General features: G+C 68.7%; 21 protein-coding genes. 14 read left to right on the top strand and 7 right to left on the bottom strand.

The window, feature by feature from the left end; all coding sequences use genetic code 11:
- Positions 1 to 29 precede the first annotated feature (29 nt).
- Positions 30 to 836 (bottom strand): SOS response-associated peptidase, encoded by an 807-nt coding sequence (locus tag AB0H50_RS17720; protein ID WP_357453208.1) that lies wholly within the window; start codon positions 834 to 836, stop codon positions 30 to 32.
- Positions 837 to 1,006: 170 nt separating this feature from the next.
- On the opposite strand from AB0H50_RS17720, the gene AB0H50_RS17715 reads away from it, so the two are divergent.
- The 4 genes from AB0H50_RS17715 to AB0H50_RS17700 all read left to right on the top strand — a co-directional run bounded on the left by AB0H50_RS17715 (position 1,007) and on the right by AB0H50_RS17700 (position 5,727).
- On the top strand, positions 1,007 to 2,515 hold the full coding sequence (locus AB0H50_RS17715) for an aldehyde dehydrogenase family protein (RefSeq protein WP_357453206.1): 1,509 nt from the start codon (positions 1,007 to 1,009) through the stop codon (positions 2,513 to 2,515).
- A gap of 120 nt (positions 2,516 to 2,635) precedes the next feature.
- Positions 2,636 to 3,931, top strand: coding sequence for a 3-phosphoshikimate 1-carboxyvinyltransferase (gene aroA, locus AB0H50_RS17710; protein WP_357453204.1), 1,296 nt, complete (start codon positions 2,636 to 2,638; stop codon positions 3,929 to 3,931).
- Positions 3,928 to 4,929, top strand: a complete 1,002-nt coding sequence (rsgA, locus tag AB0H50_RS17705) for a ribosome small subunit-dependent GTPase A (protein ID WP_357453492.1) — start codon at positions 3,928 to 3,930, stop codon at positions 4,927 to 4,929. The genes aroA and rsgA overlap by 4 nt, the downstream gene beginning before the upstream one ends.
- A 42-nt stretch (positions 4,930 to 4,971) precedes the next feature.
- Positions 4,972 to 5,727 (top strand): aminoglycoside adenylyltransferase family protein, encoded by a 756-nt coding sequence (locus tag AB0H50_RS17700; protein WP_357453202.1) that lies wholly within the window; start codon positions 4,972 to 4,974, stop codon positions 5,725 to 5,727.
- Between the two features lie 59 nt (positions 5,728 to 5,786).
- Here the strand turns inward: AB0H50_RS17700 and AB0H50_RS17695 are convergent, their stop codons facing one another.
- From AB0H50_RS17695 to secA, 3 genes are all read right to left on the bottom strand, one after another.
- On the bottom strand, positions 5,787 to 6,164 hold the full coding sequence (locus AB0H50_RS17695; RefSeq protein ID WP_357453200.1) for a nuclear transport factor 2 family protein: 378 nt from the start codon (positions 6,162 to 6,164) through the stop codon (positions 5,787 to 5,789).
- 216 nt (positions 6,165 to 6,380) lie between these two features.
- Positions 6,381 to 7,958 (bottom strand): ATP-binding protein, encoded by a 1,578-nt coding sequence (locus tag AB0H50_RS17690; RefSeq protein WP_357453197.1) that lies wholly within the window; start codon positions 7,956 to 7,958, stop codon positions 6,381 to 6,383.
- Positions 7,959 to 8,155: 197 nt separating this feature from the next.
- Positions 8,156 to 10,999, bottom strand: coding sequence for a preprotein translocase subunit SecA (gene secA / locus AB0H50_RS17685; RefSeq protein ID WP_357453194.1), 2,844 nt, complete (start codon positions 10,997 to 10,999; stop codon positions 8,156 to 8,158).
- A gap of 648 nt (positions 11,000 to 11,647) precedes the next feature.
- On the opposite strand from secA, the gene AB0H50_RS17680 reads away from it, so the two are divergent.
- The 6 genes from AB0H50_RS17680 (at position 11,648) to bluB (ending at position 18,831) form a co-directional block, all read left to right on the top strand.
- Complete coding sequence (locus AB0H50_RS17680; protein ID WP_357453191.1) at positions 11,648 to 13,069, top strand: wax ester/triacylglycerol synthase family O-acyltransferase; 1,422 nt, start codon at positions 11,648 to 11,650, stop codon at positions 13,067 to 13,069.
- 10 nt (positions 13,070 to 13,079) lie between these two features.
- Entirely contained in the window at positions 13,080 to 13,631 is a 552-nt protein-coding gene (locus AB0H50_RS17675) for a hypothetical protein (RefSeq protein WP_357453489.1), read from the top strand.
- 244 nt (positions 13,632 to 13,875) lie between these two features.
- Positions 13,876 to 15,012, top strand: coding sequence for a ferredoxin reductase (locus AB0H50_RS17670; protein ID WP_357453188.1), 1,137 nt, complete (start codon positions 13,876 to 13,878; stop codon positions 15,010 to 15,012).
- A 196-nt stretch (positions 15,013 to 15,208) separates the two neighbouring features.
- The gene (locus AB0H50_RS17665; protein WP_357453185.1) at positions 15,209 to 16,648 is read left to right on the top strand and encodes a fatty acid desaturase; all 1,440 of its coding nucleotides are present in this window, start codon (positions 15,209 to 15,211) and stop codon (positions 16,646 to 16,648) included.
- 98 nt (positions 16,649 to 16,746) lie between these two features.
- Entirely contained in the window at positions 16,747 to 18,021 is a 1,275-nt protein-coding gene (locus tag AB0H50_RS17660) for a fatty acid desaturase (RefSeq protein ID WP_357453182.1), read from the top strand.
- Between the two features lie 114 nt (positions 18,022 to 18,135).
- Positions 18,136 to 18,831, top strand: coding sequence for a 5,6-dimethylbenzimidazole synthase (bluB, locus tag AB0H50_RS17655; protein WP_357453179.1), 696 nt, complete (start codon positions 18,136 to 18,138; stop codon positions 18,829 to 18,831).
- A 177-nt stretch (positions 18,832 to 19,008) separates the two neighbouring features.
- Here bluB and AB0H50_RS17650 read toward each other — a convergent pair whose 3' ends face one another.
- Positions 19,009 to 20,301 carry an acetyl-CoA C-acyltransferase gene (locus tag AB0H50_RS17650; RefSeq protein WP_357453176.1) on the bottom strand — a complete coding sequence of 431 codons (1,293 nt, stop codon included), beginning with the start codon at positions 20,299 to 20,301 and terminating at the stop codon, positions 19,009 to 19,011.
- A gap of 394 nt (positions 20,302 to 20,695) precedes the next feature.
- On the opposite strand from AB0H50_RS17650, the gene AB0H50_RS17645 reads away from it, so the two are divergent.
- The 4 genes from AB0H50_RS17645 to AB0H50_RS17630 all read left to right on the top strand — a co-directional run bounded on the left by AB0H50_RS17645 (position 20,696) and on the right by AB0H50_RS17630 (position 23,645).
- Positions 20,696 to 21,397: a helix-turn-helix transcriptional regulator gene (locus tag AB0H50_RS17645; protein ID WP_357453174.1), complete on the top strand. Its 702-nt coding sequence runs from the start codon at positions 20,696 to 20,698 to the stop codon at positions 21,395 to 21,397.
- A gap of 10 nt (positions 21,398 to 21,407) precedes the next feature.
- On the top strand, positions 21,408 to 21,845 hold the full coding sequence (locus AB0H50_RS17640; protein ID WP_357453171.1) for a hypothetical protein: 438 nt from the start codon (positions 21,408 to 21,410) through the stop codon (positions 21,843 to 21,845).
- A 115-nt stretch (positions 21,846 to 21,960) separates the two neighbouring features.
- Positions 21,961 to 22,485, top strand: coding sequence for a hypothetical protein (locus AB0H50_RS17635; protein WP_357453168.1), 525 nt, complete (start codon positions 21,961 to 21,963; stop codon positions 22,483 to 22,485).
- Complete coding sequence (locus AB0H50_RS17630) at positions 22,482 to 23,645, top strand: MAB_1171c family putative transporter (protein WP_357453165.1); 1,164 nt, start codon at positions 22,482 to 22,484, stop codon at positions 23,643 to 23,645. Before AB0H50_RS17635 ends, AB0H50_RS17630 begins: the two co-directional genes overlap by 4 nt.
- Here AB0H50_RS17630 and raiA read toward each other — a convergent pair.
- Both raiA and AB0H50_RS17620 read right to left on the bottom strand, forming a co-directional pair.
- A complete protein-coding gene (gene raiA / locus AB0H50_RS17625; RefSeq protein WP_357453487.1) occupies positions 23,632 to 24,306 on the bottom strand; it encodes a ribosome-associated translation inhibitor RaiA in 675 nt (224 codons plus the stop codon). The two genes, AB0H50_RS17630 and raiA, sit on opposite strands and share 14 nt — an antisense overlap.
- Positions 24,307 to 24,630: 324 nt before the next feature.
- Complete coding sequence (locus tag AB0H50_RS17620; RefSeq protein ID WP_357453162.1) at positions 24,631 to 25,293, bottom strand: ComF family protein; 663 nt, start codon at positions 25,291 to 25,293, stop codon at positions 24,631 to 24,633.
- Positions 25,294 to 25,302 lie beyond the last annotated feature (9 nt).

The following is a 25,302-nucleotide window of genomic DNA, read 5'->3' as shown; positions in this document are numbered from 1 at the left end:
GAGCCGGCGGGAGGATGAAGGCCGGGCGATCACAAGAGGCTGATCTGCCCGGCTTTCTCCGCGCCGCCGCCACCCGACACCTCGGCGAGCAGTTCGGGACCGTTGTTCTTCACGCTGTTCACCAGCGGTGACACCGGTCGCGCGACGATGCCCGCCACCTCGTTCACGCTCGGCGTCTCGAGCAGTTCCGCCGGGGCCGGGTGATCCGGGTCGAGCCAGGCGTCCCAGTGTTCGCGCGGCATCGGCAGCGGCATCCGGTCGTGGATGCGGGTGAGGTCACCGACCGCGTCGGTGGTGAGGATGGTGCAGGACAGCAGCGGCTCGCTGTCGCGCACCGAACGGTCACGCCACACCGACCACAGTCCGGCCATGTACAGCGGGGAGCCGTCCGCGTTGGCCATGAAGTACGGGTGCTTGACGGCCTTGCCCTTCGCGCCGCCGATCGGGTCGGGTTCCGTCAGCCACTCGTACCAGCCGTCCATCGGCACCAGGCAGCGCCGGTATTTCACGGCGTCGCGGAACGAGGGTGTGGTCGCCGCCTTGTCCGCACGGGCGTTGAACAGCGGCTTGCCCTTTGCCGGGACGCCGGGCTCGGCGGCCTTCGTCCAGGTCGGGATCAGTCCCCAGCGCATTCGGCGGATGCGCAGCTTCGGATCGTCGTCGGGGTGGTCGTGGTCGTGCCGCTCGACCACCGTCAGCACCCGGTTCGTCGGCGCCACATTATAGTTCTCGAAACCGCCTGCGCGAGCATCGTTTTCGCTGCCGGTCTCGTCGATGGCGTCCAGCTCGACCGCGAGCCTGGCCGGGTTCGTCGTCGTCGCGTATCGTCCGCACATATCTCCGATACTCCCACTCCACACCGACAACCTCGGGGACAATCGATACCGAGTGGTGACCTGGTGAGAGTTTTGACCTAGCATTCTCTCAACGGATGGGACGGCCATCACACCCATCCGCTCTGGAACGCGCACCGACCGGCCACCGTAGAGGCAAGAGGAGAGCCCACGTGACAACCACCGAGACCACCCCCGCCGCACCCGACACACTGCTGAAGTCTGTCGACCCGGCCACGGGCGAGGTCATCGCCACCTACCCGATCGCCGACGAGGACGCGGTGCGCGCGGCCGTCGCCAAAGCCCGTACCGCCGCCGCCACCTGGGGCGCGCTCAGCTTCGACGAACGCCGTAAGCATCTGCTGCGCTGGTCGAGCCGCCTGGTCGCCGACTCCGACGAATTCACCGCGCTGATCCACCAGGAGAACGGCAAGCCGCTCGACGACGCGTTCCTGGAGCTGATGCTCGCGCTCGAGCACATCGCATGGGCGGCCAAGAACGCCAAGAAGCTACTCTCGCCGAAGACGGTCTCCCCCGGCGTGCTGATGTCGAACTTCGCCGCCCGCCTCGAGCAGCGCCCGCTCGGCGTCATCGGCGTGATCGGACCGTGGAACTACCCCGTCTACACTCCGAACGGCTCCATCGCCTACGCCCTCGCCGCGGGCAACACCGTGGTGTTCAAGCCGAGCGAATTCTCCACGGGCATCGGCAATTTCCTCGCCGACGCGTTCAAGAAAGCCAACCCCGAACTGCCCGAGGGCGTCTTCGAGACCATCAACGGTTACGGCGCGACCGGCGCGGCGCTGGTGAAGTCCGGCGTCGACAAGATCGCCTTCACCGGCTCCACCGCGACCGGCAAGCGCATCATGGCCGCGGCCGCCGAGACCCTCACCCCGGTCCTGCTGGAGTGCGGCGGCAAGGACGCGGTGATCGTGGCGGGCGACGCCGACATCAAGGCCGCGGCCGACGCGGTGGCCTGGGGCGCCACCGCCAACAGCGGCCAGACCTGCGCGGGCGTCGAGCGGGTGTACGTCGATCGCTCGGTGCGCGAGGAATTCGTCGCCGAGGTCAAGCGGATCCTCTCCGACATCAAGCCCGGCTCCGACGACAAGGCCGCCTACGGCCCGATGACCATGCCGAGCCAGATCGACATCGTGCGCAGGCACATCGAGGACGCGCTGAAGAAGGGCGGCACCGCTGTGCTCGGCGGGCCCGAGTCGATCAAGGGTCCGTTCATCGAGCCGGTCGTGCTGGTCGACGTGGACGAGGACTCCGAGGCGGTGGCCGAGGAGACCTTCGGGCCGACCGTCACCATCCGCACCGTCGACGGCGTGGACGAGGCCGTGGAACTGGCCAACAAGTCGAAGTACGGCCTGTCCTCGGCGGTGTACTCGAAGAAGAACGGCCTGGACATCGCGCGCCGGTTGCGCGTCGGCGCCACCTCGGTGAACTCGGTGCTGGCCTTCGCCGCCATTCCCGGACTGCCGTTCGGCGGGGTCGGCGACTCCGGCATCGGCCGCATCCACGGCGAACCGGGCCTGCGGGAGTTCGTGCGGCCGCATTCGATCGCGGTGCAGCGCTTCACGGTTCCCGGTATGGCGCTGCTCAGCTACACCCGCACCGATTCGACCATGAAGCTGCTGCGCAAGCTGGTTCCGTTCCTGCACGGACGGCACAAGTAGGCAACACCGGGTATGCGCGAACCCGCCACCGCGGACGACGGGTTCGCGCATACCCGCGAGCCCGTCCGCCCGGCACCGATTCGGCCGCAGTTCGCGACCGCCGGTGTGTCCGATCCGCCGATGGGCCAAGATGGACTGGTGACTTTCTGGCCAGCGCCCCACGTCGATGTCCCGGTACACGCGACCGTCACCCTGCCCGGATCCAAATCGATCACCAATCGCGCACTGATCCTCGCCGCCCTCGCCGACGGACCCTCCACGATCACGGGGGCGCTGCGCAGCCGCGACACCGATCTCATGATCGCCGCGCTGCGCGCGCTGGGCACGGAGATCGCGGGTGACGCCGAGACGCTGCGCGTCACCCCGGCGAAGCTCGGCGGCGGCGCGGTCGATTGCGGCCTCGCGGGCACCGTGATGCGGTTCCTGCCGCCGGTGGCGACGCTGGCCATCGGCGATGTGGCCTTCGACGGCGACGCCCAGGCTCGGGTGCGGCCGCTGCGCACCATCCTGGACGCGCTGCGCGGGCTCGGCGCCGACATCGACGGCGACGCGCTGCCGTTCACCGTGCACGGCACGGGCGCGCTGCGCGGCGGCCCGGTCACCATCGATGCCTCGGGATCCTCGCAGTTCGTCTCCGGGCTGCTGCTCTCCGCCGCCCGTTTCGACGAGGGCGTGAGCGTGCACCACGACGGCAAAGCGCTGCCGTCCATGCCGCACATCGAGATGACCGTGGAGATGCTGCGCCGCGCCGACGTTCGAGTGCAGGCGCCCGCCGACAGCCGCAAGGCGCAGACCTGGGTGGTCGAGCCGGGCCCGATTCGCGCCGTCGACTGGGACGTGGAACCTGACCTGTCCAACGCGACGCCGTTCCTGGCCGCGGCGGCCGTCACCGCCGGCGAGGTGCGGATTCCGCACTGGCCGCGTCTCACCACCCAGCCCGGCGACGTGATCCGCGAGATCCTGGTGCGCATGGGCGCGGAGGCCAGGGTCTTCGACGGTGTGCTCACCGTGCGCGGACCGGAACGGCTGGCGGGCATCGACATCGACCTGCACGACGTCGGCGAGTTGACGCCCACCGTCGCCGCGTTGGCCGCGCTGGCCGACTCCCCGTCCTGGCTGCGCGGCATCGCGCACCTGCGCGGGCACGAGACCGACCGGCTGGCCGCGCTGGCCACCGAGATCAACCGTCTCGGCGGCAAGGTCACCGAGACCGAGGACGGGCTCGAGATCGTGCCCGCACCGCTGCACGGCGGCGCCTGGCACTCCTACGCCGACCACCGGATGGCCACCGCGGGCGCGATCCTCGGCTTGCGGGTGCCCGGCGTGCAGATCGAGGACATCGGCACCACCGCCAAGACGCTGCCGAATTTCGTCGCGCTGTGGGAGCGGATGCTGGACGACGGAGCCGCGCACTGAGCCGGCCACGACGCTCCGCCGCGGGCTACGACGAATCCGATGTACGGGTTCGTCCGGGTCGAAGTACGCGTCCCCGCACCAAGACTCGTCCGCAGCACAACGACGCCGAGTCCGCGATGGTGGTCTCCGTCGACCGCGGCCGCTGGGGCTGTGTGCTCGACGGCGACCCCGAACGCCGGATCGTGGCCATGCGGGCGCGCGAACTCGGCCGCACCCCGATCGTGGTCGGCGACCAGGTGGATGTCGTGGGCGATCTGTCGGGCAAACCCGACACCCTGGCTCGCATCGTGCGCGTCGGCGACCGCCGGACGGTGTTGCGCCGCACCGCCGACGACACCGACCCGTTCGAGCGGATCGTGGTCGGCAACGCCGAGAAGCTGTTCATCATGGTGGCGCTCGCCGACCCGCCGCCGCGCACCGGTTTCGTCGAACGGTGCATGGTCGCCGCGTACGTCGGCGGGCTGCGTCCTGTGCTGTGCCTCACCAAGCACGATCTGGCCGCCGACTCCGAATTCGCCTCTGCCTTCGACGATCTCGATCTCACGATCGTCTACGGCGGCATCGGCGATCCGCTCGATCCGGTCCTCGACCTGCTGACCGACCACCTCACCGCGTTCATCGGGCACTCCGGCGTCGGCAAGTCGACCCTGGTGAATCGCCTTGTGCCGGACGCCGATCGGGCGGTCGGCGAGGTCTCCGGCGTCGGCAAGGGCAAGCACACCTCAACCCAGTCGATCGCGCTGCCGCTGCCCGGCGGCGGCTGGGTGATCGACACCCCGGGCGTGCGCTCCTTCGGCCTCGCCCACATCACCCCGGACGACGTCATCCTGGCTTTCAGCGATCTCGCCGAGGCGATCGAGGACTGCCCGCGCGGGTGCACCCACCTCGGGCCGCCCGCCGATCCCGAATGCGCGCTGGACAGCCTGCCGGACAAGGAGCGTCGGGTGGCCGCCATCCGCCTGTTGCTGGTGGCGCTGAACTCCAACGATCCCTGGTAGCGCTTCCCTGCTGACGCGCCCGGCGGCAGTAGGGTGGAGCGGGTGACTCAGGAAGCCGCCGTCGCCGATCTGCTCCGCTCCGCACTCGGGCCCCGGTTGCTCGGCGCCTACCGCCACGGCTCGGCCGCGCTCGGCGGGTTGCGTCCGCACAGCGACCTCGACGTTCTCGTCGTGACAGACGGGCATCTGGACGATTCGCAGCGCCGGGCGCTGGTCGACGGGCTGCTCACCGTTTCCGGCGATCCGCGCGTACCCGGCGCGCGGCGACCGGTCGAACTCAGTACGGTCGCCCAGGCCGATGTGCGGCCGTGGCAGTTCCCGCCGACCCTCGATTTCCAGTACGGCGAATGGCTGCGCGACGACTACGAACGCGGCATGTTGCCCACCGCGGCACCCGATCCGGACCTCGCCGTCTTGGTCACGATGACCCTCCAGGCCGACTCGCCCCTGCTCGGGCCGCCGCCCGCGCAGTTGCTCGACCCCGTACCGCCCGAGCATCTGCGCGGTGTGCTGCTCGACGGCGTCACCGACCTGCTCGCCGAGCTCGACAGCGATACCCGCAACGTGCTGCTCCGCCTGGCCCGCGTCTGGATGACGTTGGAAACGGGCGAGATTCGCGCCAAATCCGAAGCCGCGAGCTGGGCCGTCGACCGGCTTCCCGCCGAACACCGCCCCGCGCTCGCGCACGCCCGCGCGGTCTACCTCGGGGACGCGGAGGACGCGTGGGCCGACCGGTTACCGCAGGCGCACGCGACCGCGGCCGCGCTCGTCGGCGAAATACTCCAGTACAGCGCGTGAATCGCGCGCTGAAACCGAAGCGGTTGTTCGGATCGAAACCGACTGGCTCGTAGACGCTGTCAGTGACCGTCGGGTTGCCCCGGCGCGAACGGCCACTCCTCGAAGTGGACGCAGCGGCCGGAATCGTCGAAGCGGATGATCCACAGGTCGCGCCAGCGGGCGGGATCGTCGCGCTCGTATTCGACCTGGACCCGGACCACCGCGGTGTCGCCGTCCACCGCGACGAGGTCGGAAGTCATGGTGAACGGCTCGTCCGGTCCGTCCCGACCTGCTTCCCAGAACTCGGCCAGCGCGGTGCGGCCGACGATCGGGTTCGCCCAGGGGGACACCACATAGCGGGTGTCGGCGGCGAACAGTTCGGCGAGCGCGTCGGTGCCGGGCGTGCGCCAGGCCCGTTCGTAGGCCGTCACCCATGCGCGAACCGTATCGCGATCCATGCCCCGCACCGTACTCCGAGGACCGCCGGATTTACGCGAAGCGCTGCGCGGCTTTCGGCGACGTCCTGGTGCCAGCCCGAAATCGGATTGTCGAAGCGCGGGCGCAGACCTACTTCGGCGACGACCAGGAACTGGTGCACGACCAAGGACGTCTCTACACAGACGACACCGCGGCCGAGTTGGACCTCAACACAGCACTGGTGGGGGGCTGGAAACTCAGGCGCGTAGGACGGTGACCGTTCGGCCAGCCGGTGTGGTCGCCTCGGAGAACGCGGTACGCCGGTCGATCGGCTCGGCTCCGGAGCGGCGGTCGAAGATCACCAGTACTCCGGTGCTCAATTCGAACCGGTCCAGGTAGCCGTCGAGTTGGCCGAGTCCGACGGGGAGCGGATCGGCTTCCCTGTCCCGCCAGACTTTCAGCTCCAATGCCTCGCGCTGCCACGCTCGGCGGCCGTCGGCGTCTGTGTAGGGCTGGCGGACAAGCAGATCGATACGGCCGCGACCGACTCCGTATTCTCGGTCGATATAGCCGCCGCCGTTGACGATTCGGTGCAGGAACGCCATCATCACCAGTTGCGCGGCCGCCTCGTGGTAGCCCTGCTGGGCGGCGAGGACCTCGCCGTTCAGTTTCCAGAACGCGGCGAATTCGGTGAGTAGACGGGGGAAGTCGAGGCGCCCGTCCGTAAGCCGGAAGCTGCTCGGCTCGAGGAGCACGTTGTTCTCGATCGCCGAACCCAGTACCCGGAGGATGACCTCCTTGTAGATCGGGTTCGCGATCCGGACCGTTCGATCGTCGGCGATCAGGCCGAGATCCCGGACATACGCGACAGCATCGTTGAAGGTCAGATCCGCATCCAGTAGCGTGCCCGCAATCAGCGGTTCGATGACCATCCGCACACGCTCCTCACTCAGCTTCGAGACCAGCGAATCCAAGTGGGTGGCGCGCGCGACGATCAACCGTTCCTTGGCTTCGTCGATGTGGTCGTCGGTGATCGTGGTTCGCACCCGCATCTTGTCGATGACCTCGGCCGCAAGGGCGTTGACGAGCCAGGGCTGGCCTTGGGTGTAGAAATAGGCGAGATCAACTGCGCGGGAGGTGAATTCCTGCCCGGTTTCCTTGGTGTGCTGCGCATACAGCTCGGCCACCTCGGCATGGGTGAAGTCGCCGAGCCGCACCGACTCGACCTTGATGTTGAACGGGCTGGCGGATCCGAGCCGCGATGGGTCGCCTCCGGAAGCCACCTTGTAGTCTCGGACATCGCGCAGCCCGCACAGCACGACCGCGTGCACGAATTCGTCCGGTTCATCGGTGTAGCCGTCCCGGAGTTGCCGTAGCACGCTGCGCAGGCTCTCGCCCCGGATAGCGTCGATCTCGTCGAAGAATAAAACCAGCGGCCGAGGACAACGGACGGTCCACGCGGTGAGTGCGGAAGTGAGGCGGTTGCCCAGCTTCGCCTCAGGCCACGGGTCGGGGGGCAACAACTCGGGAGCGAACCCACGCGCTATAGCTCGCTTACGTATCACATCCAGCAAGACTTGCTCTACGACGTCGACGTCGTCGCCGAAGGGTTCGGCGGACTCGCAAGAGAAGCGCAGCGCAAGGTACTTCCCCTCTTCGGTCAACTCCCGCGCCAGGTCCGCCATACTCGTCGTCTTCCCCGACTGTCGCGGCGCGTGCAGGACGAAGTATTGCCCACGGTCGATGTGCTGGCGGGCATCGGTCAGCCGCTCGGCGGCCGGAAGCATGTAATGCCGTTTCGGGTCGCAGGGCCCCGTGGTATTGAAGTAACGCACTGCAAGTCCTTCCCCTCCTGGCCGCTGGAGTCTCCTCTCTCGCGGCTCGACCAGCACACACTACTTGTGAGCCCTGACTAACGGCACCGAAGGCAGTTCCTCCCTGATCACGCGAATCCGAGTCGAATGAGCACTTCGAGCCAGATAACGCCGAAGGCGCCCAGGGAAACCCTGGGCGCCTTCGATGTTCGGGTCGATCAGTGCCGACGACGCGACTTCGGAGCGCGCTTGCCCTTGCTCTCCGCGCGCGCCGCTTCGCGGCGTTCGCGACGCGTGGTGTGGGCGCCGGATTCGGAGCCGTACTCCTCGGCGTCGCTGTGGACTTCGGCGCCACCGCGCTCGCCCGGCCCCGAGTAGCTGAAGCCGCGGGTGGTGCGCTCGTCGATGCCCTTGGCGCGCAGGGCGGCCGGGGCGCCGTTGGCGGCGGGCGCTTCCTGGGTGGGCAGCGGGGCGGGGGCGCCGGACATGGCACCGACCGGGGAGCGCAGGCCGGGGTCGACGGCGACGCCGGCGGGCTGCGGCTGCTGCACCTCGACCTGGAGGTTGAACAGGAAGCCGACCGACTCCTCCTTCAGGCCCTCGAGCATCGCCGCGAACATGTCGAAGCCCTCGCGCTGGTACTCGACCAGCGGATCCCGCTGCGCCATAGCGCGCAGGCCGATGCCCTCCTTGAGGTAGTCCATCTCGTAGAGGTGCTCGCGCCACTTGCGGTCCAGCACCGAAAGCAGCACCTGCCGTTCGAGATTGCGCATGGAGCCCTCGCCGGCCAGGCCGTCGATCTCCTGCTCGCGCTTGTCGTACGCGTCGTGCGAATCGTCGAGCAGGGCGTCGAGCAGCTCGTCGCGAGTCAGATCGCCCGCCTCGCCGATGCCGGTCTCACCGGTCAGCTCCTTGTGGTCCACGCCGACCGGGTAGAGGGTCTTCAGCGCGGTCCACAGCTTGTCCAGATCCCAGTCCTCCACGTAGCCCTCGGCGGTGGCGCCGTCCACGTAGGCGGTGATCACGTCGGTGATCATGTTCTGGACCTGGCCCTCCATGTCCTCACCGCGCAGGATCCGGTTGCGCTCGCCGTAGATGACGGTGCGCTGCTGGTTCATCACCTCGTCGTACTTGAGGACGTTCTTGCGGATCTCGAAGTTCTGCTGCTCGACCTGGGTCTGCGCGCTCTTGATCGCCTTGGAGACCATCTTCGCCTCGATCGGCACGTCGTCGGGCAGGTTGAGCCGGGTCATGATCGCCTCGAGCGCCGCGCCGTTGAAGCGCCGCATCAGCTCGTCGCCCAGCGACAGGTAGAAGCGGGACTCACCAGGATCGCCCTGGCGGCCGGAGCGACCGCGCAGCTGGTTGTCGATACGCCGGGACTCGTGCCGCTCGGTGCCGAGCACGTACAGACCGCCCGCCTCGCGAACCGCTTCCGCGTCCTCCTCGGTCTGCTGCTTGACCTGCTCCAGGGCCGGATGCCATGCGGCCTCGTACTCCTCCTGCGTCTCGACCGGGTCGAGGCCCTGCTTGCGCAGCAGGATGTCGGCGATGATGTCCGGGTTGCCGCCGAGCACGATGTCGGTACCGCGGCCCGCCATGTTGGTGGCGACCGTGACCGCGCCCGGCCTGCCCGCCTCGGCGATGATCTCGGCTTCCTTCTCGTGGAACTTCGCGTTCAGCACGTTGTGCGGGATGCCACGCCTGGTGAACTGCTTGGACAGGTACTCCGAGCGCTCGACGCTGGTGGTGCCGATCAGCACCGGCTGGCCCTTTTCGTGCCGCTCGGTGACGTCGTCGACCACGGCGGAGAACTTGGCCTCTTCGGTCTTGTAGATCAGGTCCGACTGGTCGGCGCGCACCATCGGCCGGTTCGTCGGGATCGGCACGACCCCGAGCCCGTAGATCTGGTGCAGCTCGGCCGCCTCGGTCTCGGCGGTACCCGTCATGCCGGAGAGCTTGTCGTAGAGGCGGAAGTAGTTCTGCAGCGTGATAGTGGCCAGCGTCTGGTTCTCCGGCTGGATCTCGACGCCTTCCTTCGCCTCGATCGCCTGGTGCATGCCCTCGTTGTAGCGGCGGCCGACCAGGATGCGCCCGGTGAACTCGTCGACGATGATGACCTCGCCGTCGCGGACGATGTAGTCCTTGTCGCGCTGGTAGAGCTCCTTGGCCTTGATGGCGTTGTTCAGGTAGCTGACCAGCGGCGAGTTGGCGGCCTCGTACAGGTTGTCGATGCCGAGCTGGTCCTCGACGAACTCCACGCCCGCCTCGTGCACGCCGATGGTGCGCTTCTTGATGTCGACCTCGTAGTGCAGGTCCTTCTTCAGCAGCGGCGCGATGCGCGCGAACTCGGCGTACCACTTCGAGGAGGCGTCGGCCGGGCCGGAGATGATCAGCGGGGTGCGGGCCTCGTCGATCAGGATGGAGTCGACCTCGTCGACCACGGCGAAGTTGTGCCCGCGCTGCACCAAGTCGTCCAGCGAGTGCGTCATGTTGTCGCGCAGGTAGTCGAAGCCGAACTCGTTGTTGGTGCCGTAGGTGATGTCGGCGTTGTAGGCGACGCGGCGCTGGGCCGGGCTCATTCCGCCGAGGATGACGCCGACCTCGAGGCCGAGGAAGCGGTGCACGCGGCCCATCCACTCGGCGTCGCGCTTCGCCAGGTAGTCGTTGACGGTGACGACGTGCACGCCGTCGCCGGACAGCGCGTTGAGGTAGGCGGGGAGCACACAGGTCAGGGTCTTGCCCTCACCGGTCTTCATCTCGGCGATGTTGCCGAGGTGCAGCGCGGCGCCGCCCATCACCTGGACCTTGTAGTGCTTCTGGTTGAGCACCCGCCAAGACGCCTCGCGCGCCACCGCGAACGCCTCGAGCAGCAGGTCGTCGAGGCTCTCGCCGTCGGCGTAGCGCTGCTTGAACTCGTCGGTCTTCGCGCGCAGCTCGGCGTCGGTGAGCTGCTCGTGCTCCGCGTCGAGCGCGAGGACCTCGTCGGCCAGATGAGCGAGCCGCTTGACGGTGCGACCCTCACCGATCCGTAGCAACCTCGTCAGTGTCAGCGCAGGCACGGGTCTCGTCAGTCCTCTGGTCGGTGTGTCAAATGTCGGGCCCCCACATCTTCCGCCGGGCACGGCGGAATCCGCAGCACGCCTCATGGTAATGCTGCAACCATGCTAGCGACGTCCGCGTTCGCCCTGGCCGTGGGCGCGGGCTCGGAACGCACCGCGTCCGGCTGTGTTTACTCGGCGCCATCGCCGCGGCGGCCGCGGGGCGTCGCTTATCACCGTACTCGCCTCGCCGTGCGCGCGACGGCCGCGGCGGGCGTGAATCCGCGGGTCAGCGCCTCTGCGTCGGTCGGTCGCGCCGCAAACCGGGGGCGAATCACGCGCGAGCCGAGCCGCTTCGCAGGCCGGTGCCATACGATGGCAGGGGTCCGACGCGCCGGTGGCAGCGGCATACGCGCGGGACGGCAAGGGCAGTGCGGCTCGTGATTCCCTGATGCGGAGCGAGCGAAAGCGACGGTCGCCGACTGTGCAGTCCCTACCCCTCTTCAAAGCCCACCCCGCTCGAACGAGCGCGGACAACCCTGCCACGCGGGCTCTCACGGGTAAATATCTGTACCGATTTCGCTGGATATGCCACAGGATCCACCACCTTTTCCTTGTCGCGAACGACAATGAGGCGGGGACACGGCATCGGAAGGAGCACCGGGCAGCGTGATCACGCGTTTGACGCCGCAGGACGCGGCGTTCTATCGGCTCGAGTCGAGCAGCAACCCGATCCACATAGGCTCGCTCGCGATCGTCCGCAACACCGGCGAAGGCCTCCTCGACGGCGAATCGCCCCTCGACTACGACCGGCTCGTCGATCTGGTGGAGAGCAGGCTCTCCCTTGTCCCGCGCTACCGGCGCAAAGTGCGCGAGATCCCGTTCGCGCTCGGCAGGCCTGTGTGGGTGGAGGACAGCCGCTTCGATATCACCTATCACATTCGCCGCTCCGCGCTGCCGAGTCCCGGCACCGACGAACAGCTGCACGACCTGGTCGCGCGGCTGGCCTCGCGGCCACTCGACCAGAGCAAGCCGCTGTGGGAGATGTACCTGATCGAAGGGCTCACCGAGGGCCGCAGCGCCATCTTCACCAAGACCCATTCGGCGCTGGTGGACGGTGTCGGCGCGCTGGAGATCGGGCACGTCATCCTGGACGCGAGCCCGTCGCCGCGCGGTCTCGCCGACGACGCCTGGGTGGCGCCGCGCGAACCCACCGACGTGGAGCTGCTGGTCGGCGCGCTCACCCATCTGGCCGCCCAGCCACGCGAGGCGCTGGAGGTGGCCCGCGACGCGAGCGCGGACGCCTTCGCGATGATCGGCGCTGCGGGCCGCGCGGTCGACTCGGTCGTCTCGGCAGTGCGCACCGCCGCCATCGGCGCGCCGGACAGTCCGCTCAACGCGCGCACCTCGCGCAGCCGCCGCTTCGACGTGGTGCGCACCGACCTGGAGGACTACCGCAAGATCCGCCACCGCTTCGACTGCGCGACCAACGACGCGATCCTCGCCGTCGTCACCGGGGCGCTGCGCAACTGGCTGCTCTCCCGGGGCGAGGCGCTGATCGAGTCGACCACGCTGCGCGCGGTGGTGCCGATGTCGGTGTACGTCGAAGGCCCGGACCGGGATCGGCTCGAGCCCGCGAGCGAGGTGTCCTCGTTCCTGCTGGATCTGCCGGTCGGCGAACCCAACCCGGTGATGCGGCTCTCGCACATCGCGCACGCCACCGAGGCCAACAGCAAGGCGAGGCGCGGGGTGCGTGCGCGCACGCTGGTGCACATGGCCGGGTTCGCTCCGGCCAGCCTGCATGCGATGAGCGTGCGGGCGGCGAGTACGTTCGCAGAGCACACGTTCAACTTGGTGATCACCAACGCGCCGGGTCCGCAGACGCCGATGTACATCGGCGGCGCGCGGATGCTGGAGATGTATCCGGTGTCGCCGCTGCTGCGCAATCAGGCCTCGAGCATCGGGATCACGTCCTACGACGGACGCGTCTTCTACGGACTCAACGCCGACCGCGACGCGATGGCCGACATCGAGGTGCTGGCCGCCGCGGTGCACGAGTCCATGGAGGAGATGCTCGGTGCCTGCGCCTGATCAGAAGAACATCCTGCGGGTGTATGTGCCCGCGACGGTGCCGATGCTGCGCGCACTGGTCGAGGAGCGGGAGATCCTCCCGATCGGCGGCACGGCTTTCGCGGTCACGCCCGCGCTGCGCGAGGCCTACGCGTCCGGCGACGACGAGGAGCTGGCAGAGGTCGCGATGCTGGAAGCGGCCCGCGCCTCGCTGCGCCTGCTCGCCGCCGAACGTGAGGCCATCATCGAGGACATCGAGGACGGGGAACCCGCGGCCGCGCGGCCATCCGGCGGTCCGGTGTACCGGCGGGCCGTGATCGCCGCGGACGTCGCGGGCGCCAAGCTGCGGCCCGATCTCGACGACGCGGTGGTCAAGCTCGCGGGGCCGATCGGCTACGCGCGGATCGCCTCGATCCACGTCGACCTGGCCGAGGCCGAGCCGGAGGTGGCCAAGGCGGTGGACGTCATCGACGCGGCCGATCTCGGTGACGCCGACGCCGAATTCGTGCTCGGCGACGCCGAGGACCACCAGCTCGCCTGGTACGCCGCGCAGGAACTGCCGTTCCTGCTCGAACTGCTCTGAGCTCGTTTTCGCGCTGAGTTCGATCGGCGATCGAATCGAATGCGACTGCGCTGAACGGCGCTGAGGCCGAAGGCACCGAGTCGAATCGCTCAGGGCCGAATCACGCTGGGCCGGAACCGCTTCGAGGCCGCGGGCGGGAAAGCGGCGCGCGGTCGCCGATGCCCGCTAACCTACGATGCCGTAACCTAGCCGAGAGCGGCCCCGACGGCGGTCGCCACCTCTTACAGAAAGACGAACGGCACCGATGGTCTTCAAAAATGTCCGCGACTGGCTCGAAGCGCCCGCGGCGAGCGTCGCCGATCGCGGTGGTCGGCTCAACGTGTTGCGCGGGGCCGTCGCCCGGGTGACCACGCCGCTGCTGCCCGACGACTACCTGCACCTGGCCAACCCGCTGTGGTCGGCGCGCGAACTGCGCGGGCGGATCATCGACGTGCGCGAGGAGACCGCGGATTCGGCGACCCTGGTGATCAAGCCGGGGTGGGGTTTCGACTTCAAGTTCCAGCCGGGCCAGTACATCGGCATCGGCCTGCTGGTCGACGGCCGCTGGCACTGGCGTTCGTACTCGCTGACCTGCCCGCCGGACTGGAGCGCCCCCGAGCACGGCGGCAAACGTGTCATCTCGATCGCCGTGAAGGCGATGCCGGAGGGCTTCCTGTCCAGTCACATCGTCGGAGGCGTGAAGCCGGGCACGATCGTCCGGTTGCAGGCGCCGCAGGGCGGTTTCGTGCTGCCCTATCCGCCGCCCGCCAAGGTGCTGTTCCTCACCGCGGGCAGCGGCATCACCCCGGTGATGTCGATGCTGCGGGCGATGGACCGGCGCGGCGTGGTGTCCGACGTGGTGCATCTGCATTCGGCGCGCACCGCCGAGGACGTGATGTTCGGCGAGGAGCTGCGCGCACTGCACGACCGGCAGCCGAGCTTCCAGTCGCACCTGCACCTGACCGGCGAGCAGGGCAAGTTCGCCCTCGCCGACCTGGACGCGAAGTTCCCGGACTGGCGCGAACGCGACACCTGGGCCTGCGGCCCCGCCGCCATGCTCGACGAGATCGAACAGCACTGGCGCGCGGCGGGCATCGCCGACCGGCTGCACGTGGAGCGGTTCGAGATCGAACGCTCGGCGATCGGCGAGGGCGGCACCGTCAGCTTCGGCAAGTCCGGCCGCAGCGTCGAGGTCGACGGCGCGACCAGTCTGCTGGAGGCGGGCGAGTCGGCCGGGATTCAGATGCCGTTCGGCTGCCGGATGGGCATCTGCCAGACCTGTGTGGTGACATTGAGTTCCGGACACGCCAGGGACCTCCGCAACGGCGAGGAGCGCCGCGAGGGCGACAAGGTGCAGACCTGCATTTCGGCCGCCGCCGGTGATTGCACCCTCGATGTCTGAGGCGGTCAGGCCCGGAGGAGGCAGCGCAGCGTAACCACGCAGGGCCCTGCCTCGGACACAATCCGACACCGCTGAGACGGTCAGGCCCGGAGGCGGTAGCGCAGCGTGACGGCGCCGGGCCCGTCGAAGACAGCATCCATACCGCCTGAGACGCAGGTACCCTCGACCGCATAAGTCGAGCAGAGAAGGGACTCCGGTGGCCATCACCGATATCCAGACGTTCTCCCACCTCACGGCCGCCGATATCGAGACCCTGGGGCAGGAACTCGACAGCATCCGGCGGTCCGTGGAACTTTCCCGCGGCGAACGCGACGCGAAATACATCCGCCGCACCATCGCGGCCCAGCGCGGCCTCGAGGTCGCCGGGCGCGCGGTGCTGTTCGGCAGCCGCAACCGCTGGGCCTGGCTCGCGGGCACCGCGCTGCTCTCGGTCGCCAAGATCATCGAGAACATGGAGCTCGGGCACAACGTCAGCCACGGGCAGTGGGACTGGATGAACGATCCGGAGATCCACTCCAGCACCTGGGAGTGGGATATGACCGGGCCGTCGTCGCAGTGGCGGCGCGCGCACAACTACTCCCATCACACCTACACCAACGTCCTCGGCAAGGACGAGGATCTCGGCTTCGGCATCCTGCGGATGACCCGCGACGAGGAGTGGCGCCCGATCCACCTGGTGCAGCCGCTGGCCAACCTGCTGCTGGCCGCCACCTTCGAGTGGGGCATCGCGCTGCACGACTGGAGCATCGAGAAGGAGTTGACGGACACTCCGAGGCGGGAGCTGCGGTCGGCGCCGAACCGGGAGTTCGCCCGCAAGATCGCGCGCCAGGTCGCCAAGGACTTCCTGATCTATCCCGCGCTGACCGGGCCCGCGTGGAAGTCGACGCTGAAGGCCAACGCCACCGCCAACCTGGTGCGCAACCTGTGGGCCTACGCGGTGATCTTCTGCGGCCACTTCCCCGACGGCGCGGAGAAGTTCACCATCGAGCAGCTCGAGGACGAGACCGGCGCGGAGTGGTACCTGCGCCAGATGCTCGGGAGCGCGAACTTCAAGGCCGGGCCCGCGATGGCCTTCATGAGCGGCAACCTCTGCTACCAGATCGAGCACCACCTGTTTCCCGACCTGCCGAGCAACCGGTACCCGGAGATCGCCGCGCGGGTGCGCGAACTCTGTGACAAGTACGACCTGCCCTACACCACGGGCTCGCTGGCCAAGCAGTACCTGCTCGCCTTCCGCACCATCCACAAGCTGGCGCTGCCGGACCGGTTCCTCAAGCGCACCGCCGACGATGCCCCCGAGACCTCCTCGGAGCGCAAGTTCGCCGGCATCACGCTGCCGAGCACCGAGCGCTGGGCCGACAACAACTGGCTGCTGACCGATCCGGAGACCGGGCAGCGGCGCGGCCTGCGCTCGGCACTGCACGAGGCGAAGGTGGTGCTGGAGGAGAAGGCGCGGCACGAGAAAGAGGTGTTGCGTGAGGCCAAGCGGACGCTGAAGGAGAAGGCCGCGCAGGAGAAGGAGCTGCTGCGCGAGGCCAAGCTCACCCTGCAGGAGAAGGCCCGCGCCGAGCGGGCGGCACTGCGGCGGAAGAGCGTGTGGGAGAAGGGCTTCCGCGCACGCTGGCGGCGCGCCTGATATAACATTCGGCGGCCACGCTGGCAATGCGGGATTTGCCACAGCGAGGACTCGAATCACATAACCTACGGTGTCGTAACTTACGGTACTGTAACCGCATGGCGATCTCGGATGTCAAGGAGTACGCGCACCTCACCGCCGCCGATGTGGAGGCGCTCGGCGCGGAATTCGACGCGATCCGGCGGGAAATCGAATCCTCGCGCGGTGAATCGGATGCGCGGTACATCCGCAATGTCATCAGGCTGCAGCGCGCGCTGGAGATCAGCGGGCGCGCGGTGCTCTACGCCGGTTTCCTGCCGCCCGCCTGGCTCGCGGGCGTCGCCCTGCTCGGCACCGCCAAGATCATCGAGAACATGGAGATCGGGCACAACGTCATGCACGGGCAGTGGGACTGGATGAACGATCCAGAGGTCCACTCCAGCTCGTGGGAGTGGGACAACACCGGCCCGTCCAAGCACTGGAAGCACACCCACAACTACCTGCATCACAAGTACACCAACGTCCTCGGCATGGACGACGACATCGGCTACGGCCTGCTGCGGGTCACCCGCGACCAGCGCTGGAAGCCGTTCAACCTGGGCAACCCGGTCTACAACCTGCTGCTGCAGCTTTTCTTCGAGTACGGCGTGGCGATCCAGCACCTCGAGCTCGGCAAGCTGGCCGCGGGCCGATACAAGCCGGGCAGCCCCGAGCGCGCCGAGTTCGAGCGCAAGCGCAGCGAGGTGCTGAACAAGGTCGGCAAGCAGGCGCTCAAGGACTACGTGGTCTTCCCCGCGCTCACCGGTCCCCTGTTCTTCTCCACGCTCACCGCGAACCTGGCCGCCAATATGATCCGCAACGTGTGGTCCAACGCGGTGATCTTCTGCGGCCACTTCCCCGACGGCGCGGAGAAGTTCACCAAGGCCGACATCGACGGCGAGACCCAGGCCCAGTGGTACCTGCGCCAGATGCTCGGCAGCGCGAACATCTCCGGCGGTCCTGTCATGCATTTCATGACCGGCAACCTGAGCCACCAGATCGAACACCACCTGTTCCCCGATCTGCCGAGCAACCGCTACGCCGACATCGCGGTGCGAGTGCGCGCGCTGTGCGACAAGTACGACCTGCCCTACACCACGGGCTCGCTGCCGGTGCAGTACTTCAAGGCGTGGCGCACCATCCTCAAACTCGCACTGCCGAACAAGTACCTGCGGCACACGGCCGACGACGCCCCCGAGACCTCCTCCGAGCGCAGGTTCGGCGGCAACGCCGTCACCACCATCGACCCGGTCACCGGCAAGCGCCGCGGTCTGCGCACGGCGCTGGCCGAAGGTAAGCGGCGGTTTGCGCGGCGCGCGGCGCGGCAGGAGCCCGCACTCCAGCTGGTTCGATGAGCGCGCGAAACGACAACGCGGTGCGTGCGCGAGCGATCGAGGCGGCGCACTAGCGAACCTTCGAAGCGGACCGGCGGGTGTAGACCCGCCGGTCCGCTTTGGTTGACTGGCCGGGTGAGTGCTGATCGCCTGAGTGTCTACGAGGCCATCCGGCTGCGCCGCGACGTGCGCGCCGAGTTCACCGGGGCGCCCGTCGACGAGGACACGCTGTGGCGGATTCTGGATGCCGCGCATCGGGCGCCCAGTGTGGGCAATTCGCAGCCGTGGGATTTCGTTGTGGTGCGCGATCCGGTGACGCTGCGCCGCTTCGCCGATCATGTGGCGGGCAAGCGCGTCGAGTTTCGTGACGCGCTGCCGCCCGAGCGGGCCGCGACGTTCGAGCCGATCAAGATCGAGGGCATCGTGGAGAGCGGCACCGGCATCGTCGTCGGCTACGACCACGACCGCGGCGGGCCGCAGGTGCTCGGCCGCGCCACCGTCCCCGAAACGGGCGTCTACTCAGCGGTTCTCGCGATCCAGAACCTGTGGCTGGCCGCCACCGCCGAGGGCGTCGGCGTCGGTTGGGTGTCGTTCTACGATCCGGAGTTCCTCGCCGAGCTGGTCGGACTGCCGACCGGTATCCGGCCCATCGCGTGGCTGTGCGTCGGACCGGTGCGCGAATTCCAAACGGTCCCGGACCTGGAACGCTTCGGGTGGCGCACCGGACGCCCGCTGTCGGAGGCAGTGCACCGGGAAACGTTCGGCGAGACCGGCTTCAACGCCGAACCGTCGACGACGAATGCGCGAGTGGTACCACCGCCACGCACCTGACGGCCGACGCATCCTGAAACCGTTGCCGCGAAGCATGACCGGGCAGTCCGCACGGACACCACGTCGTGCCCTGCCGACTGCGACATCCCGATTTCGTTGCGGGAAAACACGATCGGCGGGCGCCGCGAAGGGCGGAGGGTCGCCGGTACGGATCAGCCGTCCACACCGGCGACCCGCTCAGACCCGCTCGAGCACCGCCGACGCGCCGATGCCGCCCGCCGCGCAGATGCCGAGCAGCGCCGCGTTCTTCCCCGTGCGCGCCAGCTCGTTGGCCATCGTGGTGACCATGCGGGCGCCGGTGGCGCCGAAGGGGTGGCCGAGGGAGACCGAACCGCCGTGCACGTTGAGCTTGTCGATGTCCACGGTGCCGACGGCCGTGTCGCGGTCCAGTCGAGTCTTGGCCCATTCATCGCTGGCGAGCGCGCTGAGCACCGACAGGGTTTGGGCGGCGAAGGCCTCGTGGATGTCGACGAAGTCGATGTCCGACAACGACATTCCGGCCTTGTCGAGCGCGCGCGGCATGGAGATGGCGGGGCCGATGAGCACCTGGTCGGTGGGGTCGACGCTGACGTAGCTCCAGGATCGGAACGCGGCCAGCGGCCGGTAGCCGAGCTCGCGCGCCTTCTGCTCGCTCATCAACAGCACCGCCGAGGCGCCATCGGTGAGCGGGCTGGCGTTGCCCGCGGTGACGGTGCCTTCCTCGGCGAACACCGGCTTGAGCTTGGCCAGTTTCGCGACGCTGGTGTCGGCGCGGACCAGTCCATCGCGCTCGATGTCCGCGCCGTCGGGCGTGCGTACCCGCAGCACCTCGTCGTCGAAGCGCCCGGACGCGATGGCCGCCGCCGCGCGCTGATGCGAGCGGGCCGCGAACTCGTCCTGCTCGGCCCGGCCGACACCGTGGATGCGAGCCATTTTCTCCGCCGACTCGCCCATCACCTCACCGGTGGTGCGCTCGGCGATCTTCGGCCTGCTCGGCAGGATGTCGGTGAACGGCGCCAATTGCGCTGCCGCCGAAAGGTAGTCCTTCAGCTTCGGCTTGCCGAGTGCGAGTGGGGCGCCCGCGTGCACCAGCTTCTGCGGCAGCTTCACCTCGGCGTTGCTGGTGGAATCGCTGCCGCCCGCGATCATGATGTCGTATTCGCCGCGCTCGATCGCGGCCGCGGCGGCGGTCACCGCCTGCAGACCGGACGCGCACGCCCTGGTGACGGTGTAGCCCTCGCAGCCGTGGTCGAGGCGCAGGTCGAGGGCGATCTCCCTGGCGATGTTGGGTGCGGCGCTCGGCAGGATCACCCCGCCCCAGACGATGGCCTGCACCTGCGCGCCAGGCAGCCCGGTGCGCTCCAGCAGACCTCGGACGGCGGCGTCGGCCAGCGCGATGGAGTCCATCCGGGTGAAGTCGGTGAACGCCCGCACGAACGGGGTGCGCGCACCGGACACGACAACGGCACGGCGAGCGGCGTCGGTAGCCATGCGAATTCCTTTCCAGAGACGTAGAACACAAACTTACTCCGAAGTAAGTTTTCGGTCCACGCCAACGGACGGGGAAGCGCCTCCCCGCACCCCACCGGGCGGGCAGGCTTTCCGTCCCCCACGACCCCGGTTCGGTCCCGCACGACGAACGGCGCGAGCCCCAGGCGGCTCAGCGATCCCCTCCAGATGCCGCTGAGCCGGCCTGCGGCGCGCCGTTGCGCCGCAGGCTGGGGCGCCCGTTCCGTCGAACGCCCCTGCTCGTCCCGGAACCGCTTCGAGTGCCAGCACCGCGCATCCGGCACAGAAAGAACAGTAGCGTTCTTTCCACTGATTTTTCAAATCTTTTCTATGAAGTTGTCATCCGGCCGGAGTTCGGCATACGATGACCCCCACTATGAGAAGCCCTTCGGAGCTGTCGCGGCAGAAGCGCTTCGGCCGAATCATCAAGGAACGCCGAGACGAGCTCGGCCTCACGCAGCTGCAGATCGGCGATCTGGGTGGGCCCTCCGCGCCGACGATCCGGAAGATCGAGGACGGCGACGCCGCGATCAGCACCCACACGCTGAACAAGCTGGACGCCCCGCTGCGCTGGCTGCCGGGCAGTGCGGCGCGCACCTACGCCGGCGGCTCGCCCGCGCCGAAGGAAACAGGGGGTGAACACGCGGGCGACGAGTCGATCGTGGCGGGCCCGACCTCGATCCGGTTCGACATCTCCGACCTCACCGGACTACTCGCCGCCACCGGCCGGCTGACCGACGCCGTCGAACGCGGCCAGACCACCGAATCCTCGGTGGTGGAGGCGATCTCGGACCTGAACCGCGTGGTGTCCCGGCTCTCCGCCCGGTACGCGACCGTCATGCTGGAGCGCAACGGCGGACCGGGCCGCCAGCTGCACCCACTGGTGGAGATGGCGTTCGCGCACCTGCTCGAGGTCCCCGCCGACACCGACGACGCGACCGAACTCGAGGAACGCCGCTATCGACGCTGGCTGGCCGGCCGCACCGAGAACGTGAGCCCCGGGACCGAGGCTCAGTTCCGGGCCAGGTGGCTGGCCGCCAACAGCACAACCGCGCCGAATCGCAACGGCAAGCACTGAGGTGATCGACATGACCGAGGCCACCCGCCTACCGCTGAGCCACAAGATCAACAGACTCTTCGCGGTGATGCACCCGCGCTCCGCGCCGGAACGCAGCACCGAATCCGTTGCCGAACAGGTCAGCGGCCAGCTGCGGCGGGCGGTGGCCGCCAGCTACCTCGAGCAGCTGCGCGACGGTCGCTTCGACGACGAACACGACGCCGCGGCAGTCGAATTCGAACTGCTGGCGGCGATCGCCTCCTGCTTCGGCGTCGCGCCGCGGTACCTGACCACCACGGGGCAGGCCGCCGCGAGCATCGACAGGGAACTCGAATTGCTGGCCACCATGCGCGACGCCAATGTCGCCAGCATCGCGCTGCGCGGCTCCGACGTGGACCGGGCCATGCTCGCCCGGCTGATCCGCGGCACCGACGACGCTGCCGCCGAATCGAGCGACCTGCCGCGCTGATCCGTCATCGGAAAGCAGGCGCCGACCGCGGGGTCGCCCACGGCGCACCATCCTGGGTACCATCGTCAGCTACACGGGGCGGGACCGCGGAACTTGCTGTAGGAGAGCGCATCGCATGGCCGGTATGGACACCCGGTTCCGGGAACTTTCCCGAAACGTACCGATACCGCATCCGTGGAATCTGACTACCTATCTCGACTCCGTCGCCGAGTTCCGTGACCGCCCGATCACCCTGCAGCCGGTGGACACCGCGGTGCTCGCGGGCGCGGGCTGCGGCACCGGCAGCGGACTGTGGATCGCCAAGCGGGACAGCGATGTCATCGTGTACGGCGCCGACACCACCGAATGGCACGCCGAGCACATCATCGCTCACGAACTCGGGCACATGCTGCTCGGGCACGGCCCGGAATCGGAGCCGGCACCGAGCGACCGGACCGCGCACACCCACGCCGCCGTGGCCGAGCTGCTGCCATCGATCTCACCGGAATCCATTGCGCACGTGCTCGGTCGCACCGACTACGGCACCAGCAGAGAACGCGACGCCGAGACCTTCGCCGACATGGTGATGCTGCAGGCGATGCGCCCGCCGCGCCGCGATTCCCTGTTGCACCGCACGTTCTTCCGCGACCGACGCAGGTGAACTCGCCCGTCCCCGGCGTCGTCGCGGCGCCGCTGATCGGGTTCGTCGCCATCGTGACGCTCGGGCGGTGGGCGCTGCTGCACCAGACCGTCACCGATCGGCTGCTCAACCGGGCGCTGGCGTGGGCGGGCGCCGGGATGCTGCTGCTGGAGCGCGGGATCGCGCCGCAGTTCGGCAGCCTGATGCACCAACTCTCCATGGGGTGCATGCTCTTCGCGATCATGAGCGCCTACGGTGCGGCCACGCTGTGGGCGGGCGCCGACCCGAACGGCGCGCGGGTGCGCCAGCGCCGCTACGACCTGATCGCCGCCGCCTGCAGCGTCGTCATCCTGATCGTCGGCACGCCTGCCAGGGAGCAAGGCACGCTGCTCGGCGAGGCGCCGGACATCTGGTCGGCGGCCTCCGCGCTGGCGTTCTGCCTGCCCGCGATCGCGTGCGGCCGCCGGATGGCACAGGTGCTGTACCGCGAACTGGTCGACGCGAACACCACCCGCCGGGAGCGACTCGTCTACGGCGCGCTGCTCACGGCGTTGGCCGTCGGCGCGAGCAGCTTGCCGTTCTCGGCGCTGCTGTTCGGCGGCTGGGTGCACATCGAGGATCCGGACCTGATCCGCTGGGCATGGCCGAACTGCACCGTCATCGTGCTCACCGCCGCTTTGCTCGCCGTGCCGCTGTTCGGCGTGCTGGCGACGCGCGCGGGCTGGGATCGGTCCCGGCGCTGTTGTCGTCGGCTCGCCCCGCTCTGGACGGACGTGACGGGCGCGGTGCCGGAGATCGTGCTCGATCCCGCGTCGACCGGACGCGACGAGCCGGAGGTCCGGCTGATCCGGATGACCGTCGAGATCCGCGACGCTCTGCTGCATCTGAACAGGTATGCGCCACACGACCTTCCGATACCGGCTGCGGCCGGACCGGTGCAGAGCTACGCGATGCGGATCGCGTACGCGATCCACGCCAAGGCCGAGGGCCGCGGTCCCGTGCACGCCGCGCCCCGTACCGGCACGCCCGAGTCCCGCGACCTCGATTCCGAGCTGCGACAGCTGCTGGAGCTGGCCCGCGTGTGGCCTGCCGCGCGGGCCGCGGTCGACGCCGAGACGAATCGGCCGACGCCCTCCTGGGCGTCGGCCGGATGGTTTCGGCGCTTGGCTATGCGAGCCTGATCAGGCCATAGTCGAAAGCGTGACGACGATAGACGACCGACGGTCGATCGGTCTCTTTGTCTTGGAACAGAAAGAAGTCGTGACCGACGAGCTCCATCTGGTACAGGGCGTCGTCGACGGTCATCGGGGTCGCGGTGTGCACCTTGGTCCGCACGATGTGGCCAGGACCGGCCTCGTACTCGGGCTCCTGTTCGCCGCGCTCACCGGGGTGCTCGTGCACCGCGGAGACGCCGTTCGTCAAAGTGAACAGCGAATCGTCGACCAAGTCGGCCGTGGCCTCGGCGACCGAGACGGGGGTCTTCTCCCCGTAGTGGACCCGGCGCCGATCCTTGGTGCGGCGCAGTCGGCTCTCCAGCTTGGCGGTCACCGACTCGAAGGCGGCGTAGAAGCTGTCCGCGCAGGCCTCCGCCCGGACGATCGGGCCCTTGCCGCGCGCGGTGATCTCGACGCGCTGACAGGCTTTGCGCTGACGACGGTTGCGTTCGTGGAACAGCTCGACGTCGAAGAGGAAGATCGACGGATCGAAGCGTTCGAGACGGGAGAGTTTGTCCGCGACATAGATTCGATAGTGATCGGGAACCTCGACGTTGCGGCCTTTCACCACGATGTCGGCGCGAGTGGCCCGTGGTTCGTCCGCTGCGGGTTGCTCTGTCGCATCCAAGGCGCCGGCATCCAGCACCGAAGGATCTGCGTCTTTCACTGAAGGACGTGAAGAAGTCGTCACGCGTACCTCCCGGATCTGGCCGCACGGACCGATTTCCCGTGCGGCGGGATTGAGCCGCGCCGTGCGAAATCCGGGGTCGAGGGTGCGCGAGAGCCCGTTCGTTGTCAGACAGGCTGACGCCTTCGGGCTTGGCTCACACCGGGGAATCGCGCGACACGAAGTTGTCCGAGGCGCCACCTCCAAACTCTCGGTTCGGGTGTGTGATCGCGACGGTAGTACGCCAACGGGCGGTCCGCCAGTGTTCACGCAAATTTCCCGGAGTCAAGCCGAACACGTCACCAGGACGGCACTTGTTTCGACTCCGACCAGGCCTAGTGCCCGCACCGATTCGCGGGCCGTCGCGCCGGTCGTCAGCACGTCGTCGACCACGACGACCTCGGCGTTCCCCTGGCCGCCCAGCCGCACGAGTGGCCCGTGCCGCACCGATATCCTGCCCCGCAGATTGTGTTGGCGCTCACCGGGTGTCAAGCCCACCGAATCGCGCACACCCCACCACACCCGCAACATCGGCACCATCTGGCAATCCGGTAGCCATCCCGCGGCGGCCCGCGCCGTCCGCAGCACCGGGTCACCGCCGCGCCGCCGCGCGGAGCCGCCGCGACTGGGCGCGGGGACCAGCATCAGGGGACGGCCCGGCGTACGCAAACGAGCCAGACCGCGCGCCATCGCCAGCCCGAGCGGTTCGGACAGATCGCGCCTGCCGCGTTCCTTGACCGCGAGCACCGCGCGGCGCGCCGGACCGGCGTATGGCGCGAGCGCCCAGCACGGCACGCCGGGATCGGTGCGCGGGCGCACCCGCGTCGGACCGTCAGTCAGCGCCGCGGCGCAGCCGGGGCACCATCCGACGCCCGCCGCACCGCAGCCCGCGCACGCGGCGGGCAGCACCAAGTCCAGCAGGGCGGCGATGTGCTCGGCGGCTCCCATGGCCGAAGT

Source organism: Nocardia sp. NPDC050793, from assembly GCF_040654065.1.
GTDB lineage: Bacteria > Actinomycetota > Actinomycetes > Mycobacteriales > Mycobacteriaceae > Nocardia.
Note: the sequence above shows the minus strand (reverse complement) of the source record. Positions and strands in the feature narration are given on the sequence as shown.

What these genes read in the sequence shown, in the direction of transcription:
- AB0H50_RS17620 (WP_357453162.1), bottom strand. Translation starts at nt 25,293, where the DNA reads ATGGGAGCCGCCGAGCACATCGCCGCCCTGCTGGACTTGGTGCTGCCC.
- AB0H50_RS17695 (WP_357453200.1), bottom strand. Translation starts at nt 6,164, where the DNA reads ATGGATCGCGATACGGTTCGCGCATGGGTGACGGCCTACGAACGGGCC.
- AB0H50_RS17645 (WP_357453174.1), top strand. Translation starts at nt 20,696, where the DNA reads ATGAGAAGCCCTTCGGAGCTGTCGCGGCAGAAGCGCTTCGGCCGAATC.
- AB0H50_RS17635 (WP_357453168.1), top strand. Translation starts at nt 21,961, where the DNA reads ATGGCCGGTATGGACACCCGGTTCCGGGAACTTTCCCGAAACGTACCG.
- AB0H50_RS17660 (WP_357453182.1), top strand. Translation starts at nt 16,747, where the DNA reads ATGGCGATCTCGGATGTCAAGGAGTACGCGCACCTCACCGCCGCCGAT.
- AB0H50_RS17670 (WP_357453188.1), top strand. Translation starts at nt 13,876, where the DNA reads ATGGTCTTCAAAAATGTCCGCGACTGGCTCGAAGCGCCCGCGGCGAGC.
- AB0H50_RS17640 (WP_357453171.1), top strand. Translation starts at nt 21,408, where the DNA reads ATGACCGAGGCCACCCGCCTACCGCTGAGCCACAAGATCAACAGACTC.
- AB0H50_RS17650 (WP_357453176.1), bottom strand. Translation starts at nt 20,301, where the DNA reads ATGGCTACCGACGCCGCTCGCCGTGCCGTTGTCGTGTCCGGTGCGCGC.
- AB0H50_RS17720 (WP_357453208.1), bottom strand. Translation starts at nt 836, where the DNA reads ATGTGCGGACGATACGCGACGACGACGAACCCGGCCAGGCTCGCGGTC.
- aroA (WP_357453204.1), top strand. Translation starts at nt 2,636, where the DNA reads ATGGGCCAAGATGGACTGGTGACTTTCTGGCCAGCGCCCCACGTCGAT.